We start from the raw sequence: 25,865 nt of genomic DNA, 5'->3' as shown, positions 1-25,865 counted from the left end.
GTGGTGGGTTGCGTCAGCGATTTTCAGGTGTTGCGAAAAAGGCTCAGTAGCGGCCTTTCGGGGTAGCGCTTGGAATCGGCGCGCCGCGGGTCAGCGGCAGGAAGGCATCGCTTTCGGCGTCGTAGGCGGAGATTTCGCTGGTTTCGATGTTGTAGATCCAGCCGTGGATATACAACTGGCCAGCCGCCAGGCGCGAGGCCACCGACGGGTGGGTACGCAAGTGGTGAAGCTGGGCGATGACGTTCTCGCGGGTCAGGACCTGCATGCTCTCGTGCTCGGTGCCGCACTGGCAGTTGTCCTCGACCACGGTGCGGGCCACTTCGGCGTGGCGCAGCCAGGCCTTGACCGTCGGCATCTTCTCCAGCGACTGCGGGTTGAGTACCGCACGCATCGCACCGCAATCGGAGTGACCGCAGATGATGATGTGGTGCACGCCCAGGGCCATGACCGCGTACTCGATCGCCGTCGAGACGCCGCCGTTCATCTGCCCGTAGGGCGGAACCACGTTGCCCACGTTGCGGGTCACGAACAGGTCGCCGGGAGAACTCTGGGTAATCAGTTCGGGAACGATCCGCGAGTCGGCGCAGGTAATGAACATGGCACGCGGCTTCTGCGCCGTGGCCAGTTTCTTGAACAGCTCTTCCTGTTCAGGGAAGACTTCGTGATGGAAACGCAGAAAGCCATCAACGATATGTTTCAGAGCGCCATCGGCAGTCTCGGCTTCAGGGGTAGCCGGGCCGGTCGGAGAGGGTTCCTTGTTCGACATGATGCATCCTCTTTGACAGGTTCGTAGGTAAGTCCATTTTACCGGGTTAGGATTCAGACAGGCTTACGTCACTTGGATTACAGATGTAGTCAACAAATCACATTTCTGTCTGCCTGAATTCGTACGCTACGTGTCGAAACTTAACTCAACCTGAATTCGAAGGCTCTAGAACGGGCGTTCCAGAAGCATTTGCCGGGATTTCCATGGTATCAAAAAAACATTAATCGCCAATGGCCATTATTGTTTTTACAACAATGACAACTGCCCACCCGGCGGGCAGAACGCCGAGCAATCCAGCGAATAACCGCCCCGGCGGTTGAGCCCGTAGCGCCGGATAGCTTTGTCGAAGCGTTGCGCCAGCAGGTCGGCGAATACGCCCTCTCCGCGCATCCGCGCGCCGAAACGGCTGTCGTAGAGCTCTCCGCCGCGACTCTGGCGGACCAGGCTGAGAACATGGGCCGCACGCTGCGGATAATGGTCCTGCAACCACTGTTCGAACAGCGGCGCCACTTCCAAAGGCAAACGCAGCAGCATGTAGGCTGCGGTCAATGCTCCGGCCTCGCTGGCCGCCTCGAGCAGACGCTCCAGCTCGCTGTCGTTGATGGCCGGGATCATCGGCGAGCACAGCACCCCCACCGGAATTCCCGCCTCGCGCATCACCCGGATCGCCCGCAAGCGCGCCTTCGGCGCCGCGGCACGCGGCTCGAGGGTGCGCTTCAGCTCATCATCGAGGGTGGTCAGGCTGATCATCACCGACACCAGGCGCTGCTTGGCCAGCTCGCCGAGCAGATCGAGGTCACGCAGGATCAACGAACCCTTGGTGACGATGGTCACCGGATGCCGGTAGCGCAACAGCACTTCCAGCAGGCGCCGGGTCAGTTGCTGCTCGCGCTCGATGGGCTGGTAGGGATCGGTGTTGGAACCGAGGTTGATCGGCGCACAGGCATAGCCGGGTTTCGACAGTTGCTGCTCCAGCACAGCGGCGGCGTTGGTCTTGGCGATCAGCCGGGTTTCGAAATCCAGGCCGGGGGAAAGGTCCCAATAGGCGTGGCTCGGTCGCGCATAGCAATAGATGCAGCCATGCTCGCAGCCGCGATAGGGGTTGATCGAACGGTCGAAGGGCAGGTCCGGCGAGGTGTTGCGGGTGATGATGGTCTTCGCGGTTTCGATGCGGATCTCGGTGCCCTGGGTCATGGGCACTTCCTGGTACCAGCCATCGTCCTCGACCACCGAGCGGTTGGGGGCGAAGCGGTTGTGCGGGTTATGGGCCGTACCGCGACCGCGGACCGGAGTGACCATGACGAAAACCTCGATACTGTTTTTTTATACAGTATTCTATGATCCTGATAGCCGCTACCCCCTTCCAGCGTGGCTGACTCCCGCTCCGCGCTTCCCGTTAATTGGTGTAACAAACTCTGGGCGGGGTCGGGAAAGCTACAGAACTGCATTCAACCTGTTGAAAATAAATGATTTATCTGCCTTAAGAGCTACCCCCCTCTTCCACGAAAGGGGCCGTACGCCGATTGTGACCAGCAGAATTTGACTGTATAAAAATACAGGCATCGAGCAATGCCACCTCTCCAACAGATCGACGCCTTGCTCGGTGTCGAAGGGCTGGCCCTATGGCAAAATGCCTTACTTTACTCAGCATTCAGTTCGCAAGGCAGGGAAATGGAAACAGTCAAGGGAAAGACCCTCTTGAGAATCACTAAAATTCTCGCATTCGTCCTCTGTGGGTTCGCCGGAGGGACACTCTCCCCATGGATCCTCGGCTGGATCAAAGGCGTCTCGGTGGGAAGCGCGTCAGATGCTTATGCCATTGCCAACACCTATATCGTCTTTACCACAATCATTTTTGTGGGGATCACGGTATTACTGGCAATTGCTGGTTATGTGATTACCCAGCAGTTCTCAGCAGCGAAAATCGCGCATGAGATGCAGATTATCGAGGAGCTGAAAGAAAGGCTGGCCACCGAGGAGCGACTTGGTATCACATTAGTCAACGCCATCCTTGAAAACAGGGAGGTCACCCAGCATGTGCGGACATTGCTTGAACAAAAGGTCGATGCACTTATCAAAGAGCGTATCGCAGACAGCAAGAACCAGCTAAGCAGGGCACAAGATCAAAGCTCCGCGCTGGAGGACATCGCAGCACAACTCTTCAACGGAGGAGAACCTAAATGACTGAAATTTACAAGTCAGCTGCCGATCTCATTTCTGACTATGAAAACAAGGTCGGCGAAAAGGTCACTGCGCCAGTAGACCTGGACAAAATTTCCAGCTTTCTCAAGATCAGTATTCAAGATGATATCGGCCTTGAGAACGAAGACGTGATCGGGCAAATCTGCTTCGAAAATGACAAGCCGGTGGTTTCGATCAATCCCATACAGAACAGCTACCTGCCACGCAGGCGATTTACCCTCGCGCATGAAATAGGCCATTTCTGCCTTCATACCGACAAGGTTAAAACCGGTTTTAAAGACAACCAGAAAACCATGAGCCGAAGCGAATCCTACTGGGATATCAAGGAGTCAGAGGCAAACAGTTTTGCGGCGCAGTTACTGATGCCCAAAAACCTGATCATTGAAGAGGCTCGCGCCATCATTGCCACGTACAGGCAAAACAACCAATCGGCCGGGATGCCGACTGAAGACTTTATCCGGAAGATGTCTTATCGGTTTTCGGTATCCGCGCTTGCTATGGAATACCGGCTAAAAAATCTAGGCATCGTCAAATGATCTCTCTGCAAGGAGATCTGCTCAAACTATTCCCGAGCATTTAGCCTCCCTCGATGCTGCAACACCGCAGCATCGAAGGTTGCCAGCCAAGCCTTACTCCGAAGGCTTCTTCAACTTCGGATTCGGAAAGAACTGCACCGTCTGCACCGCAGGTTTCGCCGGTTTCAGCGCATCCTGGTTGACCCGCGTACCCAGCTCCTTCGGCACCGACAGCCCTTGCTCGTTGAGGGTGTCGGTGAAGCCGCAGGCCACGCACTCGCGATGAGGCGTGCCGTCCACGCTCCACATCATCAGTTTGTCCGGCTCGCTGCAGGCCGGGCAGACCGCACCGGCGATGAAGCGCTTCTTGGTCGTGGTCATGCCGCCAAGTCCTCGCTCAGGCCGCTGTGGCGCAGCAGGGCGTCGATGGAGGGCTCGCGACCACGGAAGTCGACGAACAGCAGCATCGGCTCCCGGGAACCACCGCGGGCCAGGATCGCTTCGCGGAAGGCACGGCCGGTCTCGGCGTTGAGCACGCCTTCTTCCTCGAAGCGCGAGAAGGCGTCGGCCGACAGCACTTCAGCCCATTTGTAGCTGTAGTAACCGGCGGCATAACCGCCCGCGAAGATGTGCGCGAAACTGTTGGGGAAACGGTTGTACGCCGGCGGACGCATGACCGAGACCTCGTCGCGCACGCCTTCGAGCACTTCCAGCACGCTGCGGCCATCGCCGTGGCGGGCATGCAGTTCGAAGTCGAACAGGGAGAACTCAAGCTGGCGGACCATCATCAGGCCGGACTGGAAGTTCTTCGCTGCGAGCATTTTCTCCAGCAGGTCCTGCGGCAGCGGTTCGCCGCTTTCGTAATGGCCGGAGATCAGCGCCAGGCCTTCCGGCTCCCAGCACCAGTTCTCCATGAACTGGCTCGGCAGTTCCACCGCATCCCAGGCCACGCCGTTGATGCCGGAGACGCCGGCATGCTCGATGCGGGTCAGCAGGTGGTGCAGGCCATGACCGAATTCGTGGAACAGGGTGGTCACTTCATCGTGGGTCAGCAGCGCCGGCTTGCCGGGCGCGGCCGGGGTGAAGTTGCACACCAGGTTGGCCACCGGGCTTTGCAGCGCGCCATCGGCAGTGCGACGACGGTCGCGGGCGCCGTCCATCCAGGCGCCGCCACGCTTGTTGGCGCGGGCGTAAAGGTCGAAGAAGAAGCGGCCGACATGCTGGCCGTTTTCCTTGATCTCGAACAGACGCACGTCCGGGTGCCAGGTGTCGAAGCCCTTCTGCTCGGCGATCTCGATGCCGTACAGGCGCTGGACGATGGCGAACAGGCCCGACAGCACCTTGTCGATCGGGAAATAGGCACGCAGGGCTTCCTGGGAAACGCTGTAGCGCTGTTCGCGCAGCTTTTCCCCATAGAAACCGCTGTCCCAGCTTTGCAGGTCGGCGCAGCCTTGCTCGGCGGCGTAGGCCTTGAGCTGGGCCAGGTCCTGGGCGGCGTAGGGTTTGCTGCGCTGTGCCAGGTTGCGCAGGAAGCCCAGCACCTGGTCACTGGATTCGGCCATCTTGGTCGCCAGGCTCAGTTCGGCGAAGTTGGCGAAGCCAAGCAGTTCGGCCAGTTCCTGGCGCAGGTCGAGGATCTCGCGCATCACCGGGCCGTTGTCGAACTGGCCGGCATTCGGGCCCTGGTCGGAGGCGCGGGTGCAGTAGGCGGCGTAGACCTCTTCGCGCAAGGCGCGGTCCTCGGCATAGGTCATCACCGCGTAGTAGCTGGGGAACTCCAGGCTGATCAGCCAACCGTCGAGGCCCTTGGCCTGGGCGGCAGCGGCCATCTGCGCCTTGGCCGAATCGGTCAGGCCGGCGAGAGCGGATTCGTCGGTGACGTGCTTGGTCCAGGCCTGAGTCGCGTCGAGCAGCTGGTTGGAGAAGCGACTGCCCAGCTCGGACAGTTTGCTCTGCACTTCGGCATAGCGCTTTTGCTGCTCCGGCGGCAGGTCGATACCCGACAGGCGGAAGTCGCGCAGGGCGTGCTCGATGATGGTCTTTTGCGCCACATCGAAGTTGGCGGCCTCGGGGCTGGCGGCCAGCGCCTCGTAGGCCTGGAACAGTTCGCGGTTCTGGCCCAGCTCCGTGGAGTAGGCGCTCAGGGCCGGCAGGCAGGCCTCGTAGGCTTCGCGCAATTCGGCGCTGTTGCACACGGCGTTGAGGTGGCTGACAGGGCTCCAGGCCGCGCCGAGGCGGTCATTGAGCTCGTCCATGGCCAGTACCAGCCCGGCCCAGCTCGGGTTGCGGCCCTGGGTCTTGAGAATTTCGGCAATGGCATTGCGGTTGTCGGCCAGGATCTGTTCAATCGCCGGCAGCACGTGCTCGGCGCGGATCGCCGAGAAGGGCGGCAGGTCATAGGACTGCAGAAGCGGGTTGTTCGCACTCACGGTTAGACACCTTGGCAGAAGAAACACCGGGCCATCTTAATTACAATCGCCGTCGCCCGCAGCTAATTAGCCTTAGAGAGGTTTCCTATTCATGGCCATCCGCACTTACCAGCAGCACACGCCGCGCCTTGGTGAACGTGCCTTCGTCGACCGCAGCGCGGTGGTCATCGGCGATGTCGAGATCGGCGACGACAGCTCGGTCTGGCCGCTGACGGTGATCCGTGGCGACATGCACCGCATCCGCATCGGCGCCCGTACCAGCGTGCAGGACGCCAGCGTGCTGCACATCACCCACGCCGGCCCCTTCAACCCCGACGGCTTCCCGCTGCTGATCGGCGACGACGTGACCATCGGCCACAAGGTCATGCTCCATGGCTGTAGCCTCGGCAGCCGCATCCTGGTGGGCATGGGCAGCACGATCATGGACGGTGCGGTCGTCGAGGACGAAGTGATCATCGGCGCCGGCAGCCTGGTGCCGCCGGGCAAGCGCCTGGAAAGCGGTTTTCTCTACGTCGGCAGCCCGGTGAAGCAGGCACGGCCGCTGACCGACAAGGAGCTCGCGTTCTTCCCCTACAGCGCCGCCAACTATGTGCGCCTCAAGGACCAGCACCTGGCCGAGGGCTACGACCAGCCCGAGTGACGTCCCCCATTTCCAGCGAGACCGACATGCACCAGCAGAACATCCTCTTCGACCTCGACGGCACCCTGACCGACCCGCGCGAAGGCATCACCCGCTCCATCCAGTACGCCCTGGCCAAGCTTGGCATCGACGAGCCCGACCTGACCCGCCTGGAGCACTTCATCGGCCCGCCGCTGTTGCAGGCGTTCATGCAGTTCTACCGCTTCGACGAGGCGAAGGCCTGGGAGGCAGTGAATTTCTACCGTGAGCGTTTCAAGGTCACCGGGCTGTACGAGAACCGCGTGTTCGACGGGGTTGGCGAGCTGCTGGCGGAGCTTCAAGGACAGGGCCGGACGCTGTATATCGCCACCTCCAAACCCTGGGTGTTCGCCCGGGAAATCGCCCGGCACTTCGACTTCGCCCGGCATTTCAAGGTGATCTACGGCAGCGAGCTGGATGGCACGCGGACCAACAAGGTCGACCTGATCGGCCACCTGCTGGCCGAAGAGGGGCTGGACCCGGCGCAGACCCTGATGATCGGCGACCGCAAGCATGACCTGATCGGTGCGCGCAGCAACGGGCTGGATGCGATTGCGGTGGGGTATGGGTTTGGTAGCCGGGAGGAGTTGGTGGCGGAGCAGCCGGCCTGGCACTTCGAGACCCTGGCAGAGATGCATCAGGCATTCCTGCGGTCTTGAGGGCCTCATCGCTGGCAAGCCAGCGCCCACAGTGTCCGCGGCGACTCAGATCCCTGTGGGAGCTGGCTTGCCAGCGATGCGATTCAACAGCCGCTGCCGCTCCTGGACCGGCAGCGAACCCACTTCCTCGACCCGTCGATAAAACCGCTGCCAATCCCCACCCGATTCGGCAAACAACCCGGCAAACGCCGGTACCCACTGGTCATACAGCCCGAACGGCAGCAGCTTGGCATTGTTCATCGGCCCGTTGATCCACGCATCGAAGCGCCCGACCCCGCCCCATTCACTATCCCGCAACTGCCGATACTCCGTGCGCAGGCGTTCGAACTCCGCCTGCTTGGCCGCCCGCATCGCTGTCGCATCCAGTGGCTGCGCGTACAACGCCTTGAGCCGCTCCCGACACGCCAGCACCAGCGCGACGAACTGGTCGCGCTGCTTGCCTGCATCCGCCGGCTGCACCGGCAAGCCGCGCGCCACGCGCCATTGCCGGGTGCCTTCCTGCTCCACGAACGTGGCGAAGGACTCGTTGAATGCCGTGTCGTCCTTCACATAGACGCGCTGGTGCGCCAGCTCGTGGAAAATCACCGTTGCCAGCCGTTCGTCGCCCCAGTTGACCATGGAATTGAGGATCGGGTCATCGAACCAGCCCAGGGTCGAATAGGCCTCGACCCCGCCGATATACACATCCTGCCCGTCGAGCTTCTGCAGCGCTGCCGCCCCGCGTGCCCCGGACTGGCTGTAGTAGCCGCGGTAGGCCACGCAGCCGGCGATAGGGAAGCAATGGGTCTTGGGGTCGAGGGAGAACTCGGGTGTGGCGAACACGTTCCACACGACGTAGGGCCGGCCGATATCAGCATATACCCGGTAGCTGCGGTTGTCGGGGAGCTTCAACACCTCGCTGGCAAATGCCCGCGCCTGCTGCGAGCGCTGCAGGTGCTGACGCAACCCGGGATCGGTCGCAGGGTTGGCAATCACCTCGGTCACCGGTTCCCGTGCCCGCAACAGTTGCCATTGCCCGCTGGCCAGCTGGCCGTAATAGCCAAGGCTGCTGCAACCGTTCAGCAGGCCAGCCACCAGCAGGGGAACAAACACCCGCAAAACGTGGTCGAGTGCCCCGGAGCTTGAGCGCAGCAGAAGAAGAATTCGAATCATGCGTGGGGTGGTCTCGCTCAAGTCCGTATCGCTTCAAGACTATCCTGCCCGCCCGGAGTTTTGCCATGCGAACCATGCTCGCTGCCAGCGCCCTGCTGGCGCTCGCCGGCTGTGCCGGCCTGCCCGCCCCGGACCCGTCCCAGGCCTGGGTCGACCTGGCGCCCGCCCAGGACCAGACCCTGCACGCCGTCGAAGTGGACGAGCGTGCCTGGGCCGACAAGCGCTACTTCCAGGTCACTCCCGGAAACCACCAGTTGACCGTGCGTTACCTGTTCCCGGTAGATCCGAGCAATATCGGCCCCGTCAGCGAGCCGCTGTGGCGCGACTGCCAGCTCAACCTGAAATTCGCCGATTTCAGCGCCGGCCAGCGCTACCGCCTGGAGACCGGCAGCATCGGCTTCCGGCCTTGGGCCAAGCTGTATGACGAGCAGAGCAAGGTGGTAGGGCGCGGGCTGCCGGCAGGTTGTCAGCGAACCTGATAGCGCTATGCTTGTGCTTTATATCGCTCGCCTGCGGAGACCATCATGCGACAGCCAGCGATGTTGCTCGCCTTCAGCACCCTCGGCGCCTGCGCCACGCCCATGCCACCGGTGGACCAGAACCAGGCCTGGGTCGATTTCTACACCATCACTCCCGGTAAATTGGTCATGGCCGAGCGCCTGGACGGCAAGCGCCTCACCGACGGTCGCTTCTTCCAGGTGACGCCGGGCAAGCACGAGTTGGTGGTGCGTTTTGACTACGAGATCTATGCCGGTGGTTTCAACATCGATCCGACCGAGCGCACCTGCTACCTGACCGTCGAATACGACGGCTTCCAGGCCGGCCAGCGCTATCGCCTGGAGGCGCGCGCCGTGGCCATGCAGCCCAACGCCCGGCTGTACAACGCCGAGCGCCAGGTGCTGGCCGAAGAGCGAATGATCAACTGCGTGCCGTGAATCAATTGCCGTTGCGCTGGTAGATGATCTTCTTGGTGCCATTTTCACAGCTGCCCACGACCATGTTCTGGTCGTGGACTTCGCTGTTCGGCACGATTTCCAGCGTATAGGACGTCACCCCGCGGGCCTGGATCTTGGCTTCGATTTCCGCCTTCAGTTCCTCGCACGGCTTGACCGCGGCGGAAGCGTTGGCGGCCAGCAACGACGCCAGTACAGTGATTGCAATACGGATCATGAACAGTTTCCTCGTGGCAAAGTACGTCAGCCAACTCCCGTTGGACCGACGCAGCATGCCACGGTTCTGCTATCAGGATTGCAACGTCGCATCCAGGCTGATTTTCGCGTTGAGCACCTTGGACACCGGGCACCCGGCCTTGGCCTTGTTCGCCAGCTCCTGGAACTGTTCGTCGCTGGCACCCGGCACCCTGGCCTTGAGGATCAGGTGCACGGCAGTGATGGCGAAACCGTCGGGCTGCTTGTCCAGGGTCACTTCGGCGGTGGTATCGATGCTGTCCGCCCTCAGGCCCGCCTCGCCGAGAATCATCGACAGGGCCATGGAGAAGCAGCCGGCATGGGCGGCGCCGATCAGCTCTTCGGGATTGCTCCCCGGCGTGCCTTCGAACCGCGTGTTGAAACCATAGGGGATCTGCTTGAGTGCGCCGCTTTCGGTGGAGATGGTGCCTTTGCCGTCCTTCAAGCCACCTTGCCAGTGAGCCGATGCAGTCTTCTTCATGATGCCTCCTCGGGTTATCGGCGCGAGCGGCGCCGTTCCTGAATTCAGAGGCCGGGGCGGCGGCCAAGTTCAGCCCGTTCGCCCCCCGGGGGATTGATTCCCCGCCAAGTGCCCCCACAGAAGCAACAAAGGCTGCCAGTCCAGGCGGCTTGCGTTTGCCCTGGAGAACCCATGAAGCGACTCACGGATATCAAGATTTCCACCCTCGACCTGGTGCCGGTGCGCCAGGACGGCGGCCCGGCGCAGGCCCTGCGCAACTCCCTGGACCTGGCCCGAAACGTCGAACGCTTCGGCTATCACCGTTTCTGGGTAGCCGAGCACCACAACATGGACGGCATCGCCAGCTCGGCGACCTCGGTGTTGCTGGCGTACCTGGCGGGCGGCACTTCGACCATCCGCCTCGGCTCTGGCGGTGTGATGCTGCCCAACCATGCACCGCTGGTGATCGCCGAGCAGTTCGGCACCCTGGCCAGCCTGTATCCGGGCCGGATCGAACTCGGCCTCGGCCGTGCCCCCGGATCCGACCAGATGACCGCCCGGGCCCTGCGCCGCGAGCGTTCCGGCAGCGCCGACGACTTCCCGGACGATGTCATGGAGCTGATGCGCTATCTCGGCCCGCGCACGCCTGATCAAAAAGTGATCGCCGTACCCGGGCACGACACCAATGTCCCAATCTGGCTGCTCGGGTCCAGCCTGTTCAGCGCGCAACTGGCGGGTCAACTGGGCCTGCCCTATGCCTTCGCCTCGCACTTCGCGCCGCGCTACATGCACGAGGCGATCCGTGTGTATCGCAACCACTTCAAGCCGTCGGCGGTGCTCGACGCGCCGTACGTGATGCTGGGTGTGCCGATGGTGGTGGCCGATACCGACGAGCAGGCCGACTACCTGGCGACCTCGGTGTACCAGCGCATCCTCGCCCTGATGCGCGGCCAAAGCCTGATGCAGAAACCGCCGGTGCCCAGCATGAACGGCCTGTGGCTGCCGCATGAGCGGGATGCGGTAGGGGACTTCCTCGGCCTGGCGATGATCGGCAGCCCGCAGAAGGTGAAGGGCAAGCTGGAAGTGCTACTGGAACAGACCGGGGCGGATGAGCTGATCTTCACCTCGGACCTGTACGAGCATGCGGATCGGGTGCGGTCGTACGAGTTGATGGCACAGACTGTGTTCGGCAACTAATGCCGGGCGCGTACCCTGTGGGAGCGGGTTCACCCGCGATGCGATGGTGAATTCACTACTGCAATCGCGGGTGAACCCGCTCCCACAGGGTCCGTGTTGTCCTTACCCGCGCTTGTAGACGATTTCCTTGGTCCCGCCTTCACAGGACCCAACCACGTGGCTGCCCCCGGCGCCCTTCTCCACGATCTCCAGCGAATAATGCTGAACCCCCTTGGCATCCAGCTTCGCCGCGATCTCGCTCTTCAGCTCCTCGCACGGCTTGCCCGCCGCCAGCGCCGTACCGGCCAGGCCCATCAATGCAACTGCCAGCAACACCTTCTTCATTGATCGCTCTCCTTGTGGATCAAAACGACAAAGGCCCCGGTCCCCCCGGAGCCCTGCCTATCAAACCTGCGCTTCGTTTCAACTGTTGGCGATGCGGAACCCGACCTTCAGGGTGACCTGGAAATGCGCCGCCTTGTTGTTCTGGATATGCCCGCGGGTATCCACCACCTCGAACCATTCCAGGTGCTTGATGCTCTTGCCGGCTTCGGCCAGGGCATTGTTGATGGCGTCCTCGATGCTGGTGGGGGACGAGCCGACAAGCTCGATCTTCTTGTACGTGTGATGATCGGACATTCGCTGTTCTCCTTGGGTGGGTGCGGATAGAGCCTAGCAGCGCCGGGCCGTTTTACCTCTGAGCGGCGAGCGAAGCGAAACGTTCGATCGCACTTTCCAGACCTGTCGCAGTCGGAACCTACACACCTCACTCAACCCTGAAGGAGAGTCACCATGGCCAATAGCTCGCTACGCAAAGCCTCGCTGCAAAGCATGGAAGCGGAAATCGAAAGCCTGCTCAAATCTCTGGAAAGCCTGAAGGACGACGCTTCGGACGAGTCGCGCAAAACCCTCAAGGCCTTGCGCAGCAACGCCGAAAACGCCCTGCGTCATTCCCGCAGCCTGCTGGGCGACGCTTATGAAGAGGTGAAGACCAAGACCCGGGAAACCGGTCTGGCGACCCGCGACTATGCCCAGCAACACCCCTGGACCACCGCCGGCGTGGCAATCGGTGCCCTGGGCCTGCTGGCCGCTTACCTGATGTGCAAGCGCGGCGACTGATCGTCCTGTTGCGCCAGCTCCGCGCGCAACCACCCCGCCAGTTGCTCGGCGCGCCCGTCCGCGGCGCGTCGAGGCACCCACAGTACCAATGACGCCTGCGTCTGGCTGAAGCCCCAGGGCGCGGCCAGGCGACCGGCGCGCAGATCGTCGGCCACCAGGGGTTGCGGTGCGATGGCAACACCCAGCCCGGCCATCGCGGCCTCCAGCAAGTAGTACAGATGCTCGAAGCCTTGACCGTAGCGCAATGCGCCGGGGTCCAGGTGTTGCTGGCGAGCCCAGTCGGGCCAGGCCTGGGGGCGCGAGGTGGTATGCAGCAAGGCCTGCTCCAGCAGGGCGCTGGCCGGTGCCTCGCGCAAGCGCTCGAAGCCCGGGAAACGCGGGCTGAGCACCGGCCCCACGGCCTCCCGCGCCAGCTCGTGGACCTGCACGTCCGCAGGCCATGGTGGTTCGGCAAACACCAGAAGCGCGTCCAGCCCCGGACGACGCGGGTCGAGATCACCCTCGCCAGCCGACAGGTGCAACCGCAGGTCCGGCAGGTCCGCCTTTAGACGACCGAGACGAGGAATGAACCAGCGCGCCAGCAGGCTGCCCGAGCAGCCGAGGACGAACGGCGCTTCGGCGCTGGCCTGGCTCAGCTCGGCGCACACTGCCCGCAGGCGCTCGAATGCCTCGCCGCTGACCTCGCGCAGGCGCAAGCCGGCATCTGTGAGTTTGATGCCTCGCCCATCCTTGACGAACAGGCTCACACCCAAATGGCTTTCCAGCACCTTCAATTGGCGACTGACAGCGCCGTGGGTCACATGAAGCTGTTCCGCCGCCTGGCTGACACTTCCCAGGCGAGCGGTGAATTCAAAAGCCCTAAGGGCATTGAGCGGTGGCAGTTCCCGGGACATGACGTGTGAGTTTTCCTGACAGGTTGCGGCGATCTTATCGGTTTTCAGTGGCGCCTGTCGTGGTTAGAGTAGGACCATTGTCAGCCAAATCCTTCCCTACGGAGCGACCCATGACCCAGAGCAACCTTCGCAGCGGCCCCGACGCCAATGGCCTGTTCGGCGCCTTCGGCGGCCGCTACGTAGCCGAGACCCTGATGCCGCTGGTCCTCGACCTGGCCCGTGAATACGAAGCGGCCAAGGCCGACCCGGAGTTCCTCGAGCAACTGGCCTATTTCCAGCGCGACTACATTGGCCGCCCCAACCCGCTGTACTTCGCCGAACGCCTGACCGAGCACCTCGGCGGGGCGAAGATCTTCTTCAAGCGTGAAGAGCTGAACCACACCGGCGCGCACAAGGTGAACAACTGCATCGGCCAGGTCCTGCTGGCCAAGCGCATGGGCAAGAAACGCTTGATCGCCGAAACCGGCGCCGGCATGCACGGCGTGGCCACCGCCACCGTCGCCGCACGCTTCGGCCTGCCTTGCGTGATCTACATGGGCGCCACCGACATCGAGCGCCAGCAGGCCAACGTGTTCCGCATGAAGCTGCTGGGCGCCGAGATCGTTCCGGTCACTGCCGGCACCGGCACCCTGAAGGACGCGATGAACGAAGCCCTGCGCGACTGGGTGACCAACGTCGAAGACACCTTCTACCTGATCGGCACCGTGGCCGGCCCGCACCCGTACCCGGCGATGGTCCGCGATTTCCAGTCGATCATCGGCAAGGAAACCCGCGCCCAGTTGCAAGAGAAGGAAGGTCGCCTGCCGGACAGCCTGATCGCCTGCGTTGGCGGCGGCTCCAACGCCATGGGCCTGTTCCACGACTTCCTCGATGACGCCAGCGTGCAGATCATCGGCGTCGAAGCCGGCGGCCATGGCGTCGACACCGACAAGCACGCCGCCAGCCTCAACGGTGGCGTACCGGGCGTACTGCACGGCAACCGCACCTACCTGCTGCAGGATGGCGACGGCCAGATCACCGACGCCCACTCGATTTCCGCCGGCCTCGACTATCCCGGCATCGGCCCGGAACACGCCTGGTTGCACGAGATCAAGCGCGTCGAGTACGTCAGCATCACCGATGACGAAGCCCTGGATGCGTTCCACGCCTGCTGCCGCCTGGAAGGCATCATCCCGGCGCTGGAAAGCTCCCACGCCCTGGCCGAAGCCATCAAGCGCGCACCGACATTGCCCAAGGACCACCTGATGGTGATCTGCCTGTCCGGCCGTGGCGACAAAGACATGCAAACCGTAATGAGCCATATGGCCGCGCAGGAGAAGCAGGCATGAGCCGTCTCGAACAACGTTTTTCCGAGTTGAAGCAGGAAGGCCGTGCAGCCTTGGTGACCTTCATCACTGCCGGCGACCCGGGCTACGACGCGTCGCTGAAGATCCTCAAGGGCCTGCCGGCGGCGGGCGCCGACGTGATCGAACTGGGCATGCCGTTCACCGACCCGATGGCCGATGGCGTGGCTATCCAGCTGGCGACCCTGCGCGCACTGGAAGCGGGCCAGACCCTGGCGAAAACGCTGCAGATGGTTCGGGAATTCCGCGCCGATGACCAGACCACGCCGATCGTCCTGATGGGTTACTACAACCCGATCCACCGCTTTGGCGTGGCCGAGTTCGTCGCCCAGGCCAATGAGGCCGGTGTCGATGGCCTGATCATTGTCGATCTGCCACCGGAGCACGACGCCGAGCTGGCCACCCCGGCCCAGGCCGCGGGTATCGACTTCATTCGCCTGACCACCCCGACCACGGACGACGCACGTCTGCCGCGGGTGCTGGAGCGCAGCTCCGGGTTCGTCTACTACGTGTCGGTCGCCGGTGTGACCGGTGCCGGTTCGGCGACCACCGAGCACGTGACCGAGGCAGTGGCACGGCTGCGTCGGCATACCGATCTGCCGATCAGCGTTGGTTTCGGGATTCGTACGCCGGAGCAGGCTGCGGCCATTGCGCGGCTGGCGGATGGCGTGGTGGTGGGTTCGGCGCTAGTGGACAAGATCGCCACGGCAACCAGCCCGGAGCAGGCTGTGGATAACGTGCTGTCGCTGTGTTCGGCATTGGCCGAAGGCGTGCGCGCTGCGCGCAAATCCTAAGGCCCATCCGCTGAACCTGTGGGAGCTGGCTTGCCAGCGATTGCGATGGTGAATTCACTACAGCAATCGCTGGCAAGCCAGCTCCCACAGGGTTATTCACAGGCCCGAAGAGTGAAGATCACTCGAAGATCGACAGGTCCAGCGGCCTGACATCCCCCATCCAGATCGCATGGTCCCGGTGGTCCGCCAGCTCATCCCCGGTCAGCGGATGCAAGAACACCACCAAACCCTTCCGATACAGCGCCAGCCACGGCAACACCACCCCGATCAACTCCGGCGCGAACGCCAACTGGCAGCTCCAGTCCGGATGCGGCCCTACCGGCTGCCGGTGCATGCGGCCCATGGTCACCGGAAACAGCTGCGCCGTTTCCTCGCACAGCGCCCGCGCCTGCTCGAAGGTGCTGGCGTCGTAATAAACATGGGCGTGATAGCCCTTGATCCTTTCCACTCTCACTCCTGAATCACGCAAACCGACCGGACCGGGACTATACCGGTTGCCGGGATTGTTCTTCACCCAGCCAATCGACGAATCGCTCGACCAGCGTACTACGCCTTTTACGGAAAGGACGTACTACGTAGTATCCATTTTCAGAACGAATAGACGTAGCCAGAGGTCTGCACAGCAAGCCTTGGTCGAGCAGGGCATCGACGAGATAACGCCAGCCGATCGCTACGCCCTGGCCGGCGATCGCGGCCTGGATCAGCAAGGTGTAATTGTCGAAGCGCAAGGGGCCGGGGCTGGGCGGACCGGGCAACTCCAGCTCGCGGAACACGCCATTCCAGTCGAACCAGCGGCTCGCCGACTCACCGCGCAGGTGCAGCAAGGGCAGCTTCGACAAGGCCTGTGGCGCCAGCGGAAGCTGCATTCCATCCAGCAAACGCGGGCTGCAAACCGGAAAAACCTCTTCGTCGAACAGCCATGTACTCTCGCCCTGGCGAAAACGACCGTCGCCGAACAGCACCGCCACATCGATATCCGGCCGCAACATGGCCTGGCTTCGCTCGCTGGTGACCAGGCTTACATCGACCTGCGGCCAGGCGGCGTGGAAACGCTGTAGGCGGGGCATCAGCCAGTAGGCGGCGAAGGCAAAATCCGTGGCCACCCGCAGCACTTCGTGCTGGTCACGACCGGCAACCAGGGCCACGCCAGCATCGATATCGAGCATACCCATGTGTACGTGCTCGTACAGCAGTACACCGGCTTCGGTCAGTTCTATGCCGCGGTAGATCCGGTCGAACAGGCGCGCGCCCAGCCGCGCTTCAAGGCGCTTGATCTGCTGGCTCACCGCCGGCTGGGTGGTACCCAGTTCCACCGCCGCTGCTGTGAAGCTGTGCAGGCGGGCGGCCGCCTCGAATACCCGCAATACGTCGAGAGATAACCCGTCCAAGGCCTCAAACATAAGCTCAGCTAATCCCAGTCATTGCCCGGCATGGGCTTTACCCAAGTTATGCACAGCCGCACTCTGGATTCCAGCTGCTTCCCATAACTCCTGACCATGGAATGCCGTGACCTATGAACGCCCGGAACATTCTTTTCATCATGGCCGACCAGATGGCAGCGCCGCTGCTGCCAATCTACGGGCCATCGCCGATCAAGATGCCCAACCTGGAGCGCCTGGCCGCCGAAGCGGTGGTATTCGATTCGGCCTACTGCAACAGCCCGCTATGTGCGCCGTCGCGTTTCACCCTGGTCAGCGGCCAGTTGCCGAGCAAGATCGGCGCCTACGACAACGCGGCCGATTTCCCTGCCGACATTCCCACCTACGCTCACTACCTGCGCCGCCTCGGCTACCGCACCGCGCTGTCGGGCAAGATGCACTTCTGCGGCCCGGACCAGTTGCACGGCTACGAGGAGCGCCTGACCAGCGATATCTACCCGGCGGACTACGGCTGGAGCGTGAACTGGGACGCTCCGGAGCATCGCCCAAGCTGGTACCACAACATGTCCTCGGTGCTGCAGGCCGGGCCTTGCGTGCGCACCAACCAGCTGGACTTCGACGAGGAGGTAGTGTTCAAGGCGCAGCAATACCTCTACGACCACGTGCGTGAAAGCGGCGAACGGCCGTTCTGCCTGACGGTGTCCATGACCCATCCCCACGACCCGTACACCATTCCCAAGGCGTTCTGGGACCTCTACAGCGACGACGCCATCCCGATGCCCCACGTGCCGTTCACCCAGGACCAGCTCGACCCGCATTCCCGGCGCCTGCTCAAGGTCTACGACCTGTGGGACAAGCCGCTGCCGGTGGAGAAGATCCGCGACGCCCGACGCGCCTATTTCGGCGCCTGCAGCTATATCGACGCCAATATCGGCAAGCTGCTGGCGACCCTCGAGGAAACCGGCCTGGCCAAGGACACCCTGATCGTTTTCTCCGGCGACCACGGCGACATGCTTGGCGAGCGCGGGCTCTGGTACAAGATGCACTGGTTCGAGATGTCTGCCCGGGTGCCGCTGCTGGTGCACGCCCCGGGGCAATTTGCGCCGGGCCGGGTCGGTGCCTCGGTGTCTACCTGTGACCTGCTGCCGACGTTGGTCGAGCTGGCCGGCGGCCGGGTCGAAGACAATTTGCCAATGGATGGGCGTTCGCTGCTCGGCCATTTGCAAGGTGACGGCGGTCATGACGAGGTAATCGGTGAATACATGGCCGAGGGCACCATCGGTCCGCTGATGATGATCCGCCGCGGGCCGTGGAAATTCATCTACAGCGAAGACGATCCCTGCCTGCTCTACAACCTCGACCGGGACCCGCGCGAACTCGACAACCTGGCCACCCATCCGCAGCAGGCCGAGCGGGTCGTTGCCTTCCTCAAGGAAGCGCGCCAGCGCTGGAATATCCCGCAACTGCGCGAGCAGGTCCTGGCCAGCCAGCGTCGTCGCCGCTTCGTGGCGGGTGCGCTGTCCAGCGGCAGGCTCAAGAGCTGGGACCACCAGCCCATGGTCGACGCCAGCCAGCAGTACATGCGCAACCACATCGATCTCGACGATCTCGAACGCAAGGCACGTTATCCACAACCAGGCCATTAACCATCCGAGGACTGAGCATGAAAGGGTTATCCACAAGCGTTATCGCGGTTGTATGTACCCTCGTTGCCGGTGCCGTGCAGGCCGACGACAGCAAGTGCGACACAGTGAAGATGGCCGACCCGGGCTGGAGCGATATCGCTGCCACCAACGCCGTGGCCCGGGTGCTGCTGGAAGGCGCGGGCTACCAGGTCAAGGTCGATGCACTGGCGGTGCCGATCATCTATGGCGGGCTCAAGGACGGGCTGGTGGATGCCTTCCTCGGCAACTGGATGCCGGCGCAGCAGGGCTTTCATGACAAGTTCGTCGCCAGCGGCGAGGTCGAGCGACTGGCGCGCAACCTCGAAGGTACCGAGTTCACCCTGGCCGTGCCGGAGTACGTCTGGACGTCCGGCGTGAAGGACTTTGCCGATCTGCACAAGCGCGCCGGCGAGTTCGACAGCAAACTCTACGGCATCGGCTCCGGCGCCCCGGCCAACCTCTCGTTGCAATCGATCATCGACAAGAACGAGTTCAATCTCGGCGGCTGGAAGCTGGTGGAATCCAGCGAGCAGGCGATGCTGGCGCAGGTACAGCGGGCCGTTAAGCGCGAGAAGCCGATTGTCTTCCTCGGCTGGACCCCGCACCCGATGAACGTGCAATTGAAGATGCGTTATCTCACCGGGGGTGAGAAGTGGTTCGGCAGCAGCGGCAGCGTCTACACCCTGACCCGCAAGGGTTATGCACAAGCCTGCCCGAACCCGGCGAAACTGCTGGCCAACCTGAACTTCAGCCTGGACATGGAAAACACCATCATGGCCAGCGTGGTGGAAAGCAAGGTCAGCTACGAGGACGCGGCCAAGGCCTGGATCCGCGCCAATCCGGGCGCGCTGGATGGCTGGTTGCAAGGCGTCACGACCCGCGACGGCGGTGACGCCCTGGCTGCGGTGAAAGCGAAACTCTAAGTCGCCCCGGCTTGCACCGGCAAGCCGGAACCTCCACCCTGAACGGCTTCCATCGGAGAATGAGCGCCCCATGGCCTGGCCCGACCGCCACCGACTCCTACCCTTCCTGCGCTGGCTGCCCCGGCAAAACCGCAGCAGCATCCGCCGCGACCTGCTGGTGGGCCTGAGCGGCGCGATCCTGGCACTGCCGCAATCCATCGCCTATGCGTTGATCGCCGGCCTGCCCGCCGAATACGGACTGTACGCCGCCATCGTACCGGTGCTGGTCGCCTGCCTGTGGGGCTCTTCCTGGCACCTGATCTGCGGCCCGACGGCAGCCATCTCCATCGTCCTCTACGCTGCCGTTAGCCCGATGGCCGTGCCCGGCAGCAGCGACTACATCACCCTGATCCTGCTCCTGACTTTCCTTGGCGGCGTGTTCCAGTGGTTGCTGGGCCTGCTGCGCTTCGGTGCATTGGTCAACTTCGTCTCGCATTCAGTGGTGATCGGCTTTACCTGTGGCGCCGCCGTGGTGATCGCCCTCGGCCAGCTGCCGAGCCTGCTGGGCCTCGACCTGGAAAGCCAGGCCACGGCGCTGCGCGCGCTGCAAAGCTTGCTGGCCCATGTGGGCGAGATCGATGGCCCGTCACTGGCATTGGGACTTGGCACGATGCTCACCGGATTGGGCATCAAGCTTCTGCGCCCGCGCTGGCCAGCCCTGTTGATAAGTTTGCTGGCGTCCACGCTACTGGTACTGGCCTGGCCGGCGGTGTTCGGCCACGTCGCCCTGGTACCGGCTTTCGCCGGCAAGCTGCCGCCGCTCAGCCCACTGCCGCTGTGGGATCTGGAAATGATCCTGCGCCTGCTGCCCGGCGCCGTGGCGGTGGGCATGCTGGGGCTGGTTACCAGCCTGTCCATCGCCCGTTCGCTGTCGATCCGTTCAGAGCAACTGATCGACGCCAACCAGGAGATTCGTGCCCAAGGCCTGTCGAACATGGTTGGCGCCTGGTTCTCGGGGTACTTGTCCTCGGGATCGTTCACCCGCTCCGGCCTGAGCTATGACGCTGGCGCCCGGTCTCCGCTGGCAGGGGTGTTCTCGGCACTTTGGGTGGCACTGTTCGCCGTGGCCGGTGCGCAACTGATCGCGCATATCCCGATCCCGGCCATGGCCGGCAGCATCCTGCTGATCTGCTGGGGCCTGGTCGATCACCGTGCGATTCGCGCGCTGTACCGGGTCAGCCGGCCGGAATTCGTGGTCATGACGCTCACCTTCCTTGCCACCCTGCTGCTGGAACTGCAAACGGCCATCTACGCCGGCGTGCTGGCCTCGCTGTTCTTCTACCTCAAGCGCACCTCGCAACCGCGGGTGCAGCAGCTGCGTGAAGGCGACGCAGACGTGCTGCGCGTCGGCGGCTCGATCTTCTTCGGCGCCAGCCATTACCTTCAGGTCCGCCTGCAGCGCTGCCAGGCGTCAGACGTGGTCATCGATGCACGGCAGATCAACTTCATCGACTACTCCGGAGTGGAGATGCTGCATCAGGAAGCGCGGCGCTTGCGACGACAGGGCAGGCAACTGGTCTTGCGCCGGGCACGGCCGCAGGTGGTGGAGGAACTACAGAAGCTGGAAGGGGTGGAGGGGTGTCCGATCAGGTTCGAGGAGTAACGCTTCGCTGGAAAATTGGGGTTTAGCGGCCCTTCGCGGCGGTTCGGCGGACCGACAAGCCACGCTCCTGCAAGGGCCGAGGCAGGTCTGGTCAAGCCCGCGCCAGTTGCCGCCGCAGTTCCGCCAGCACCGGCGCGGTATCCGGGCGCACCCCGCGCCAGATGAAGAATGCTTCCGCCGCCTGCTCCGCCAGCATCCCCAAGCCATCCAGCACCTGCACCGCGCCGTGTTCGCGCGCCCAGACGCAGAATGGCGTCGGCTCCTTGCCGTACATCATGTCGTAGCACACGGTGTGCCCTGGCAGGATCAGGCCCGGGTCGATCGGCGGCAGTTCGCCGGCGAGGCTGGCCGAGGTGGCGTTGATGATCAGGTCCACCGGCTCCTTCAGCCAGCTGAAACCACTGGCGGCGACCGGACCGAGGTCGGCGAATTCGCGGGCCAGTTGCTCGGCCTTTTCCACCGTGCGGTTGGCGATCACCAGCGACGCCGGATTGTGCGCCAGCAGGGGTTCGAGCACGCCACGCACAGCACCGCCGGCACCGAGCAGGAGGATGCGCTTGCCGGCCAGTTCGACCCCGGCGTTGACCGTCAGGTCACGCACCAGCCCGGCGCCGTCGGTATTGTCGCCCTGCAGGCTGCCGTCGGCCTGGCGGCTGAGGGTATTGACCGCGCCAGCGCGCCTGGCCCGTGGCGTCAGGCTGTCGACCATGCGGAAGGCTTCTTCCTTGAACGGCACGGTGACGTTGGCGCCCAGGCCTTGCTTGAAGAAACCCAGGGCGCAGGCGGTAAAGTCGTCGAGCGGGGCCAGCAGGGTGTCGTATTCGAGTTCTTCACCGGTCTGGGCGGCGAACAACCGATGAATCAGCGGCGACTTGCTGTGGCCGATGGGATTGCCGAATACAACGTACTGGTCCATTCATGCGCTTCCTGAATCAGGCCCGGCGACCGGGCAAACGGGTGTGCACAATGGGCTCAGTGCCCGCTGTTGTCCAGACCCAGCCAGTCACGATCGGTGAGGAAATACTCGGTCAGGCGCGCCTCGGCACTGCCCGGCGCCGGCTTCCAGTCGTAGCCCCAGCGCACCTGCGGCGGCAGCGACATGAGGATGGATTCGGTACGCCCGCCGGACTGCAGGCCGAACAGGGTGCCGCGGTCGTAGACCAGGTTGAACTCGACGTATCGGCCGCGACGGTACTCCTGGAATTCGCGCTGCTCGGCGGTATACGCATCGTGCTTGCGGCGCTGGACGATCGGCAGGTAGGCGTCGATATAGGCGTCGCCGATGGCGCGGATGAAGGCGAAGCAGGTGTCGAAGTCCCATTCGTTCAGGTCGTCGAAGAACAGGCCGCCGATGCCGCGCGGCTCGCCACGGTGCTTGAGGTGGAAATAGCGGTCGCACCAGGCCTTGTAGCGCGGGTAGACGTCTGCACCGAACGGCGCGCAGGCCTGCTCGGCGACGCGGTGCCAGTGCACGCAGTCTTCCTCGTTGCCGTAGTACGGGGTCAGGTCGAAGCCGCCGCCGAACCACCAGACGGCTTCTTCGCCTTCCTTCTCGGCTATGAAGAAGCGCACGTTGGCGTGGGAAGTCGGCACATGCGGGTTGTGCGGATGGATCACCAGCGACACGCCGAGGGCTTCGAAGCCACGGCCGGCCAGTTCCGGACGGTGGGCGCTGGCAGAAGGTGGCAGGCCGCTGCCGAACACATGGGAGAAGTTGACGCCGCCTTTCTCGATGACCTTGCCATCGCCGATCACCCGGGTGCGCCCGCCGCCACCGGCTTCGCGGGTCCAGGCGTCCTCGACGAAGCGGGCACCGCCGTCTTCGTTTTCCAGGGCAGCGCAAATCCGGTCTTGCAGGTCGAGCAGGTAGGCTTTCACGGCCTCGGTGCGGCTAGTCATCAGGTCACCTTGAAGCGGGCTTGGGCCGGCCCGGGCGGGATCCGGCGGAAAATTCGCCGCGTAGCATACCACCGTGCATGTGCCCGCCGTAGTTGACGGCGGTCAAGCAAAAGGCGTCCGATAGGCCCTTTCCCGACGTCTCAGGAGAGAGCAGATGGCCAAGCGTATCCAGTTCAACCAGCATGGCGGCCCCGAGGTACTGACCCTGGTCGAATTCGAGCCCAAGGCGCCCGCAGCGGGCAATGTCCTCGTGCGTAACCACGCCATCGGTCTGAATTTCATCGATACCTATTTCCGCAGCGGCCTGTACGCTCCGCCGAGCCTGCCGTCGGGCCTGGGTACCGAAGGTGCCGGGGTGGTCGAGGCGGTGGGCGAGGGCGTGAGCCGCTTCAAGGTGGGTGATCGCGTGGCTTATGCCGGTGGTCCGCTGGGCGCCTATAGCGAACTGCATGAGCTGCCGGCGAACAACCTGGTGGCGTTGCCGCAGAGCATCAGCTTCGAGGACGCCGCAGCGGTGTTGCTCAAGGGCCTGACCGTGCAGTACCTGCTGCGCCAGACCTATGACGTGCAGCCGGGCGAGATCATCCTGTTCCATGCCGCAGCCGGCGGCGTCGGTTCACTGGCCTGCCAGTGGGCCAAGGCGATTGGCGCGAAGCTGATCGGTACCGTGAGCTCGGCGGAAAAGGCCGAGCGCGCCAAGGCCCTGGGTGCCTGGGCGACCATCGACTACAGCCATGACGACGTAGCGAAGCGGGTCCTGGAACTGACGGATGGCAAGAAATGCAAGGTGGTGTACGACGGCGTCGGCCAGGACACCTGGCTGACCTCGCTGGATTGCCTGGCACCGCGTGGGTTGATGGTCAGCTTCGGCAACGCCTCGGGCGCCGTAACCGGCGTGAACCTGGGGATACTGGCGCAAAAGGGCTCGCTGTACGTGACCCGTCCGACGCTGGCCAGCTACGCCAACAACGCCGAGAACACCCAGGCGATGGCCAACGAGCTGTTCGGGATGATTGCCAGTGGCAAGCTGAAGGTGGATATCCAGCAGCGGTATCCGCTGGCGGACGCGGCGAAAGCGCAAAGTGAGCTGTCGGCGAGGAAGACGGTGGGGTCGACCGTGCTGATTCCCTGATTTTTTGTGGTGCAGCTGATGGCCTCATCGCTGGCAAGCCAGCTCCCACAAGGGGCCTGTGGGAGCTGGCTTGTCGGACCGCCGCACCGCAGCGATAGGGGCATCAGCCGCAGCAAAAATCACCCGGCCCGAACCACCTCGCCACTGGCCAGGTCGCGAATCACGCTCGGATTCTTCCTGCCGCCCAGCGCTCCACCCAGCACCAGGTCCAGCTGGCCATGGAAATACTGCTCGACCCGCAACCGGCTCTTTGCCGCCGGGCGTCCTGCCGGGTTGGCCGATGTCGAGACCAGCGGCCCTGTCAGCGAGCACAGGTCCCGCACCAGCGGATGATCACTGACCCGCAGCGCCACCGTGTCATGCACCCCGGTGATCCATTCCGGCAGCAAGCCCTGGTGCGGCACCAGCCAGGTGTTCGGCCCGGGCCAGGTAGCGCTCATGCGGTCGATCCAAACATCGGGGAAGTCTTCGAACAGGAAGTCGAACTGACGGATGTTGTCGGCGATCAGGATCAGGCCCTTGTTCACCGAACGCGATTTCAGCGCCAGCAGGCGATCCACCGCCTCCTCGTTCCATGGGTCACAGCCCAGGCCCCAGACCGCTTCGGTCGGATAGGCGATGACCGCTCCGGCCCGGATTTCCCGCGCGGCTTGTTGCGCACGCCAACTGTTCACCATTTCTGTCACTCCGCTTGTAGGCTGCTGCGCAGTGTACTTAGCCAGGGCGGGCAAACCAACGCCCGGCTTCATTGCACACCCGGCCGTCCAGCTCCAGGTCGGTCAATGCCGCCAGCACCTTGGCCAGGCTCTGGCCACTGGCCTGGGCCAGGGCTTCGCTGGTCTGCGGCGCGGCAAGCAAGAGTGCGACAAGAGGGTGAGGCGGCTTGTCCGCGGGCGCTGGCGAAAGATTCTGCCAGCCACGCAGGCTTTCGAGGATCTGCTCGATGCTTTCCACCAGCAACGCGCCATCGCGAATCAGCTGATGGCAGCCCTTGGCCCCGGGGTGATGGATAGAGCCGGGAATGGCAAATACCTCGCGCCCCTGTTCCGCCGCCAGACGGGCGGTGATCAGCGAGCCACTGGCCAGGCTCGCTTCCACCACCAGCACGCCGAGGGACAAGCCACTGATGATGCGGTTGCGCCGAGGGAAGTTGCCAGGCTGCGGACCGGCATCCAGTGGAAACTCCGAAACCAGGGCGCTACCGCTCTCCAGCATGCGCCGTGCCAACGCGCGATGGCGCTGTGGATAAAGTTTTTCCAGCCCGCTGCCTAGCACGCCGATCGTCGCACCGCCGGCGTCGATGGCGGCCTGGTGCGCGGCCCCGTCGATACCCAGTGCGAGCCCGCTGGTGATGACAAAACCAGCCTTGGCCAGGCTGCGGGAAAAGGCCGCTGCAGTGCCCAGCGCAGGTGGAGTAGCGCGTCGACTGCCGATGACTGCCAGTTGAGGTTTATCCACAAGGGCGAGGTTTCCAGCGACGAACAGAAGCGGCGGCGGATCCGGGATTTCCGCAAGCAGGGCGGGGTAGCCGGGGTCGTCCCACATCAGTAAATGCTGGCCGGGCTGCTCTAGCCAGCGCATTGCAGCGCCAGCGCCGTCACGCACTTCGGCACAGCGCCGCGCTTCGTGGGCTGCCCGCGGCAGACCCAGCGCCGACCAGGCCGCTGCCGGCGCACTGAGCGCGGCCGAAGCACTGCCGAACACCTGAATCAATTTGCAGAAGCGTTGTGCGCCGATCTCGGGCAGCCGCTGTAAACGCAATCGCGCTTCCAGCTCGGCAGGGGGACAGACGGTAAATTCAGCGCAAGACATAAGACCATCCTTGATCTTTGGTGAGCCGCCCACACTTCACAACCTGTGGATAACTCTGTTG

Annotated in this window: 30 protein-coding genes; 14 read left to right on the top strand and 16 right to left on the bottom strand. The window is 63.4% G+C overall.

Features of this window, described 5'->3' with window-relative positions:
* Positions 1-43 precede the first annotated feature (43 nt).
* Together ACKLLE_RS16190 and ACKLLE_RS16185 are read right to left on the bottom strand one after the other, a co-directional pair.
* Positions 44-766: a carbonic anhydrase gene (locus ACKLLE_RS16190; RefSeq protein WP_009401776.1), complete on the bottom strand. Its 723-nt coding sequence runs from the start codon at positions 764-766 to the stop codon at positions 44-46.
* 246 nt (positions 767-1,012) lie between these two features.
* Positions 1,013-2,065, bottom strand: a complete 1,053-nt coding sequence (locus ACKLLE_RS16185) for a PA0069 family radical SAM protein (protein WP_420058518.1) — start codon at positions 2,063-2,065, stop codon at positions 1,013-1,015.
* Between the two features lie 270 nt (positions 2,066-2,335).
* Here ACKLLE_RS16185 and ACKLLE_RS16180 point away from each other — a divergent pair, with 270 nt between their 5' ends.
* Both ACKLLE_RS16180 and ACKLLE_RS16175 read left to right on the top strand, forming a co-directional pair.
* Positions 2,336-2,950, top strand: a complete 615-nt coding sequence (locus tag ACKLLE_RS16180) for a hypothetical protein (RefSeq protein WP_420058517.1) — start codon at positions 2,336-2,338, stop codon at positions 2,948-2,950.
* Positions 2,947-3,504 (top strand): ImmA/IrrE family metallo-endopeptidase, encoded by a 558-nt coding sequence (locus ACKLLE_RS16175; protein ID WP_420058516.1) that lies wholly within the window; start codon positions 2,947-2,949, stop codon positions 3,502-3,504. Before ACKLLE_RS16180 ends, ACKLLE_RS16175 begins: the two co-directional genes overlap by 4 nt.
* A 93-nt stretch (positions 3,505-3,597) precedes the next feature.
* Here the strand turns inward: ACKLLE_RS16175 and ACKLLE_RS16170 are convergent, their stop codons facing one another.
* Positions 3,598-3,864, bottom strand: a complete 267-nt coding sequence (locus ACKLLE_RS16170) for a YheV family putative zinc ribbon protein (protein WP_009401780.1) — start codon at positions 3,862-3,864, stop codon at positions 3,598-3,600.
* Positions 3,861-5,912, bottom strand: a complete 2,052-nt coding sequence (prlC, locus tag ACKLLE_RS16165; RefSeq protein ID WP_064302127.1) for an oligopeptidase A — start codon at positions 5,910-5,912, stop codon at positions 3,861-3,863. Before prlC ends, ACKLLE_RS16170 begins: the two co-directional genes overlap by 4 nt.
* Before the next feature lie 91 nt (positions 5,913-6,003).
* Here prlC and ACKLLE_RS16160 point away from each other — a divergent pair, with 91 nt between their 5' ends.
* Both ACKLLE_RS16160 and ACKLLE_RS16155 read left to right on the top strand, forming a co-directional pair.
* On the top strand, positions 6,004-6,552 hold the full coding sequence (locus tag ACKLLE_RS16160; protein ID WP_420058515.1) for a gamma carbonic anhydrase family protein: 549 nt from the start codon (positions 6,004-6,006) through the stop codon (positions 6,550-6,552).
* Between the two features lie 26 nt (positions 6,553-6,578).
* Positions 6,579-7,229 (top strand): HAD family hydrolase, encoded by a 651-nt coding sequence (locus tag ACKLLE_RS16155; RefSeq protein WP_009401787.1) that lies wholly within the window; start codon positions 6,579-6,581, stop codon positions 7,227-7,229.
* A 45-nt stretch (positions 7,230-7,274) separates the two neighbouring features.
* On the opposite strand, the gene ACKLLE_RS16150 is transcribed toward ACKLLE_RS16155, so the two are convergent.
* The gene (locus ACKLLE_RS16150; protein WP_420058541.1) at positions 7,275-8,363 is read right to left on the bottom strand and encodes an aminopeptidase; all 1,089 of its coding nucleotides are present in this window, start codon (positions 8,361-8,363) and stop codon (positions 7,275-7,277) included.
* 83 nt (positions 8,364-8,446) lie between these two features.
* Here ACKLLE_RS16150 and ACKLLE_RS16145 point away from each other — a divergent pair, with 83 nt between their 5' ends.
* Both ACKLLE_RS16145 and ACKLLE_RS16140 read left to right on the top strand, forming a co-directional pair.
* Entirely contained in the window at positions 8,447-8,860 is a 414-nt protein-coding gene (locus ACKLLE_RS16145) for a PA0061/PA0062 family lipoprotein (RefSeq protein WP_420058514.1), read from the top strand.
* Positions 8,861-8,905: 45 nt separating this feature from the next.
* Positions 8,906-9,316: a PA0061/PA0062 family lipoprotein gene (locus ACKLLE_RS16140; protein WP_279899661.1), complete on the top strand. Its 411-nt coding sequence runs from the start codon at positions 8,906-8,908 to the stop codon at positions 9,314-9,316.
* Position 9,317: 1 nt separating this feature from the next.
* On the opposite strand, the gene ACKLLE_RS16135 is transcribed toward ACKLLE_RS16140, so the two are convergent.
* Both ACKLLE_RS16135 and ACKLLE_RS16130 read right to left on the bottom strand, forming a co-directional pair.
* Complete coding sequence (locus ACKLLE_RS16135) at positions 9,318-9,551, bottom strand: DUF1161 domain-containing protein (RefSeq protein WP_420058513.1); 234 nt, start codon at positions 9,549-9,551, stop codon at positions 9,318-9,320.
* Between the two features lie 72 nt (positions 9,552-9,623).
* The gene (locus ACKLLE_RS16130; protein WP_420058512.1) at positions 9,624-10,049 is read right to left on the bottom strand and encodes an OsmC family protein; all 426 of its coding nucleotides are present in this window, start codon (positions 10,047-10,049) and stop codon (positions 9,624-9,626) included.
* A 171-nt stretch (positions 10,050-10,220) separates the two neighbouring features.
* Between ACKLLE_RS16130 and ACKLLE_RS16125 the strand changes: the two genes are divergently transcribed.
* Entirely contained in the window at positions 10,221-11,225 is a 1,005-nt protein-coding gene (locus ACKLLE_RS16125) for an LLM class flavin-dependent oxidoreductase (protein ID WP_064302131.1), read from the top strand.
* 102 nt (positions 11,226-11,327) lie between these two features.
* On the opposite strand, the gene ACKLLE_RS16120 is transcribed toward ACKLLE_RS16125, so the two are convergent.
* Together ACKLLE_RS16120 and ACKLLE_RS16115 are read right to left on the bottom strand one after the other, a co-directional pair.
* Positions 11,328-11,549 (bottom strand): DUF1161 domain-containing protein, encoded by a 222-nt coding sequence (locus ACKLLE_RS16120; protein WP_420058511.1) that lies wholly within the window; start codon positions 11,547-11,549, stop codon positions 11,328-11,330.
* A gap of 78 nt (positions 11,550-11,627) precedes the next feature.
* The gene (locus ACKLLE_RS16115; RefSeq protein WP_009401800.1) at positions 11,628-11,843 is read right to left on the bottom strand and encodes a dodecin; all 216 of its coding nucleotides are present in this window, start codon (positions 11,841-11,843) and stop codon (positions 11,628-11,630) included.
* A gap of 153 nt (positions 11,844-11,996) precedes the next feature.
* On the opposite strand from ACKLLE_RS16115, the gene ACKLLE_RS16110 reads away from it, so the two are divergent.
* Positions 11,997-12,323, top strand: a complete 327-nt coding sequence (locus tag ACKLLE_RS16110; RefSeq protein ID WP_009401802.1) for an ElaB/YgaM/YqjD family protein — start codon at positions 11,997-11,999, stop codon at positions 12,321-12,323.
* On the opposite strand, the gene ACKLLE_RS16105 is transcribed toward ACKLLE_RS16110, so the two are convergent.
* The gene (locus ACKLLE_RS16105) at positions 12,296-13,216 is read right to left on the bottom strand and encodes a LysR family transcriptional regulator (protein ID WP_420058510.1); all 921 of its coding nucleotides are present in this window, start codon (positions 13,214-13,216) and stop codon (positions 12,296-12,298) included. The two genes, ACKLLE_RS16110 and ACKLLE_RS16105, sit on opposite strands and share 28 nt — an antisense overlap.
* A gap of 110 nt (positions 13,217-13,326) precedes the next feature.
* On the opposite strand from ACKLLE_RS16105, the gene trpB reads away from it, so the two are divergent.
* Complete coding sequence (gene trpB, locus ACKLLE_RS16100) at positions 13,327-14,544, top strand: tryptophan synthase subunit beta (RefSeq protein ID WP_009401807.1); 1,218 nt, start codon at positions 13,327-13,329, stop codon at positions 14,542-14,544.
* Positions 14,541-15,353: a tryptophan synthase subunit alpha gene (gene trpA / locus ACKLLE_RS16095; protein WP_420058508.1), complete on the top strand. Its 813-nt coding sequence runs from the start codon at positions 14,541-14,543 to the stop codon at positions 15,351-15,353. Before trpB ends, trpA begins: the two co-directional genes overlap by 4 nt.
* Before the next feature lie 118 nt (positions 15,354-15,471).
* Here trpA and ACKLLE_RS16090 read toward each other — a convergent pair whose 3' ends face one another.
* Together ACKLLE_RS16090 and ACKLLE_RS16085 are read right to left on the bottom strand one after the other, a co-directional pair.
* A complete protein-coding gene (locus ACKLLE_RS16090) occupies positions 15,472-15,801 on the bottom strand; it encodes a DOPA 4,5-dioxygenase family protein (protein WP_009401812.1) in 330 nt (109 codons plus the stop codon).
* Between the two features lie 37 nt (positions 15,802-15,838).
* Entirely contained in the window at positions 15,839-16,753 is a 915-nt protein-coding gene (locus ACKLLE_RS16085; RefSeq protein ID WP_420058507.1) for a choline sulfate utilization transcriptional regulator, read from the bottom strand.
* 113 nt (positions 16,754-16,866) lie between these two features.
* Here ACKLLE_RS16085 and betC point away from each other — a divergent pair, with 113 nt between their 5' ends.
* The 3 genes from betC to ACKLLE_RS16070 all read left to right on the top strand — a co-directional run bounded on the left by betC (position 16,867) and on the right by ACKLLE_RS16070 (position 20,961).
* Positions 16,867-18,378 (top strand): choline-sulfatase, encoded by a 1,512-nt coding sequence (gene betC, locus ACKLLE_RS16080; RefSeq protein WP_420058506.1) that lies wholly within the window; start codon positions 16,867-16,869, stop codon positions 18,376-18,378.
* 17 nt (positions 18,379-18,395) lie between these two features.
* Positions 18,396-19,319 carry a choline ABC transporter substrate-binding protein gene (choX, locus tag ACKLLE_RS16075; RefSeq protein ID WP_037060931.1) on the top strand — a complete coding sequence of 308 codons (924 nt, stop codon included), beginning with the start codon at positions 18,396-18,398 and terminating at the stop codon, positions 19,317-19,319.
* 70 nt (positions 19,320-19,389) lie between these two features.
* Complete coding sequence (locus tag ACKLLE_RS16070; RefSeq protein ID WP_420058505.1) at positions 19,390-20,961, top strand: SulP family inorganic anion transporter; 1,572 nt, start codon at positions 19,390-19,392, stop codon at positions 20,959-20,961.
* A 91-nt stretch (positions 20,962-21,052) separates the two neighbouring features.
* Here the strand turns inward: ACKLLE_RS16070 and aroE are convergent, their stop codons facing one another.
* A complete protein-coding gene (gene aroE, locus ACKLLE_RS16065) occupies positions 21,053-21,877 on the bottom strand; it encodes a shikimate dehydrogenase (protein ID WP_420058504.1) in 825 nt (274 codons plus the stop codon).
* 56 nt (positions 21,878-21,933) lie between these two features.
* Positions 21,934-22,860 carry an oxygen-dependent coproporphyrinogen oxidase gene (gene hemF, locus ACKLLE_RS16060; protein WP_064302140.1) on the bottom strand — a complete coding sequence of 309 codons (927 nt, stop codon included), beginning with the start codon at positions 22,858-22,860 and terminating at the stop codon, positions 21,934-21,936.
* Positions 22,861-23,014: 154 nt separating this feature from the next.
* Between hemF and ACKLLE_RS16055 the strand changes: the two genes are divergently transcribed.
* Entirely contained in the window at positions 23,015-23,992 is a 978-nt protein-coding gene (locus tag ACKLLE_RS16055) for an NADPH:quinone reductase (protein ID WP_420058503.1), read from the top strand.
* A gap of 119 nt (positions 23,993-24,111) precedes the next feature.
* Here the strand turns inward: ACKLLE_RS16055 and tsaC are convergent, their stop codons facing one another.
* On the bottom strand, positions 24,112-24,669 hold the full coding sequence (tsaC, locus tag ACKLLE_RS16050; protein WP_064302142.1) for an L-threonylcarbamoyladenylate synthase type 1 TsaC: 558 nt from the start codon (positions 24,667-24,669) through the stop codon (positions 24,112-24,114).
* Between the two features lie 37 nt (positions 24,670-24,706).
* The gene (gene dprA, locus ACKLLE_RS16045) at positions 24,707-25,804 is read right to left on the bottom strand and encodes a DNA-processing protein DprA (protein WP_420058502.1); all 1,098 of its coding nucleotides are present in this window, start codon (positions 25,802-25,804) and stop codon (positions 24,707-24,709) included.
* Positions 25,805-25,865: the final 61 nt, after the last annotated feature.

The sequence above is a fragment of the Pseudomonas bharatica genome, assembly GCF_048586865.1.
GTDB classification, from domain to species: domain Bacteria; phylum Pseudomonadota; class Gammaproteobacteria; order Pseudomonadales; family Pseudomonadaceae; genus Aquipseudomonas; species Aquipseudomonas bharatica.
This window is presented reverse-complemented; position numbering and strand designations above follow the sequence as displayed.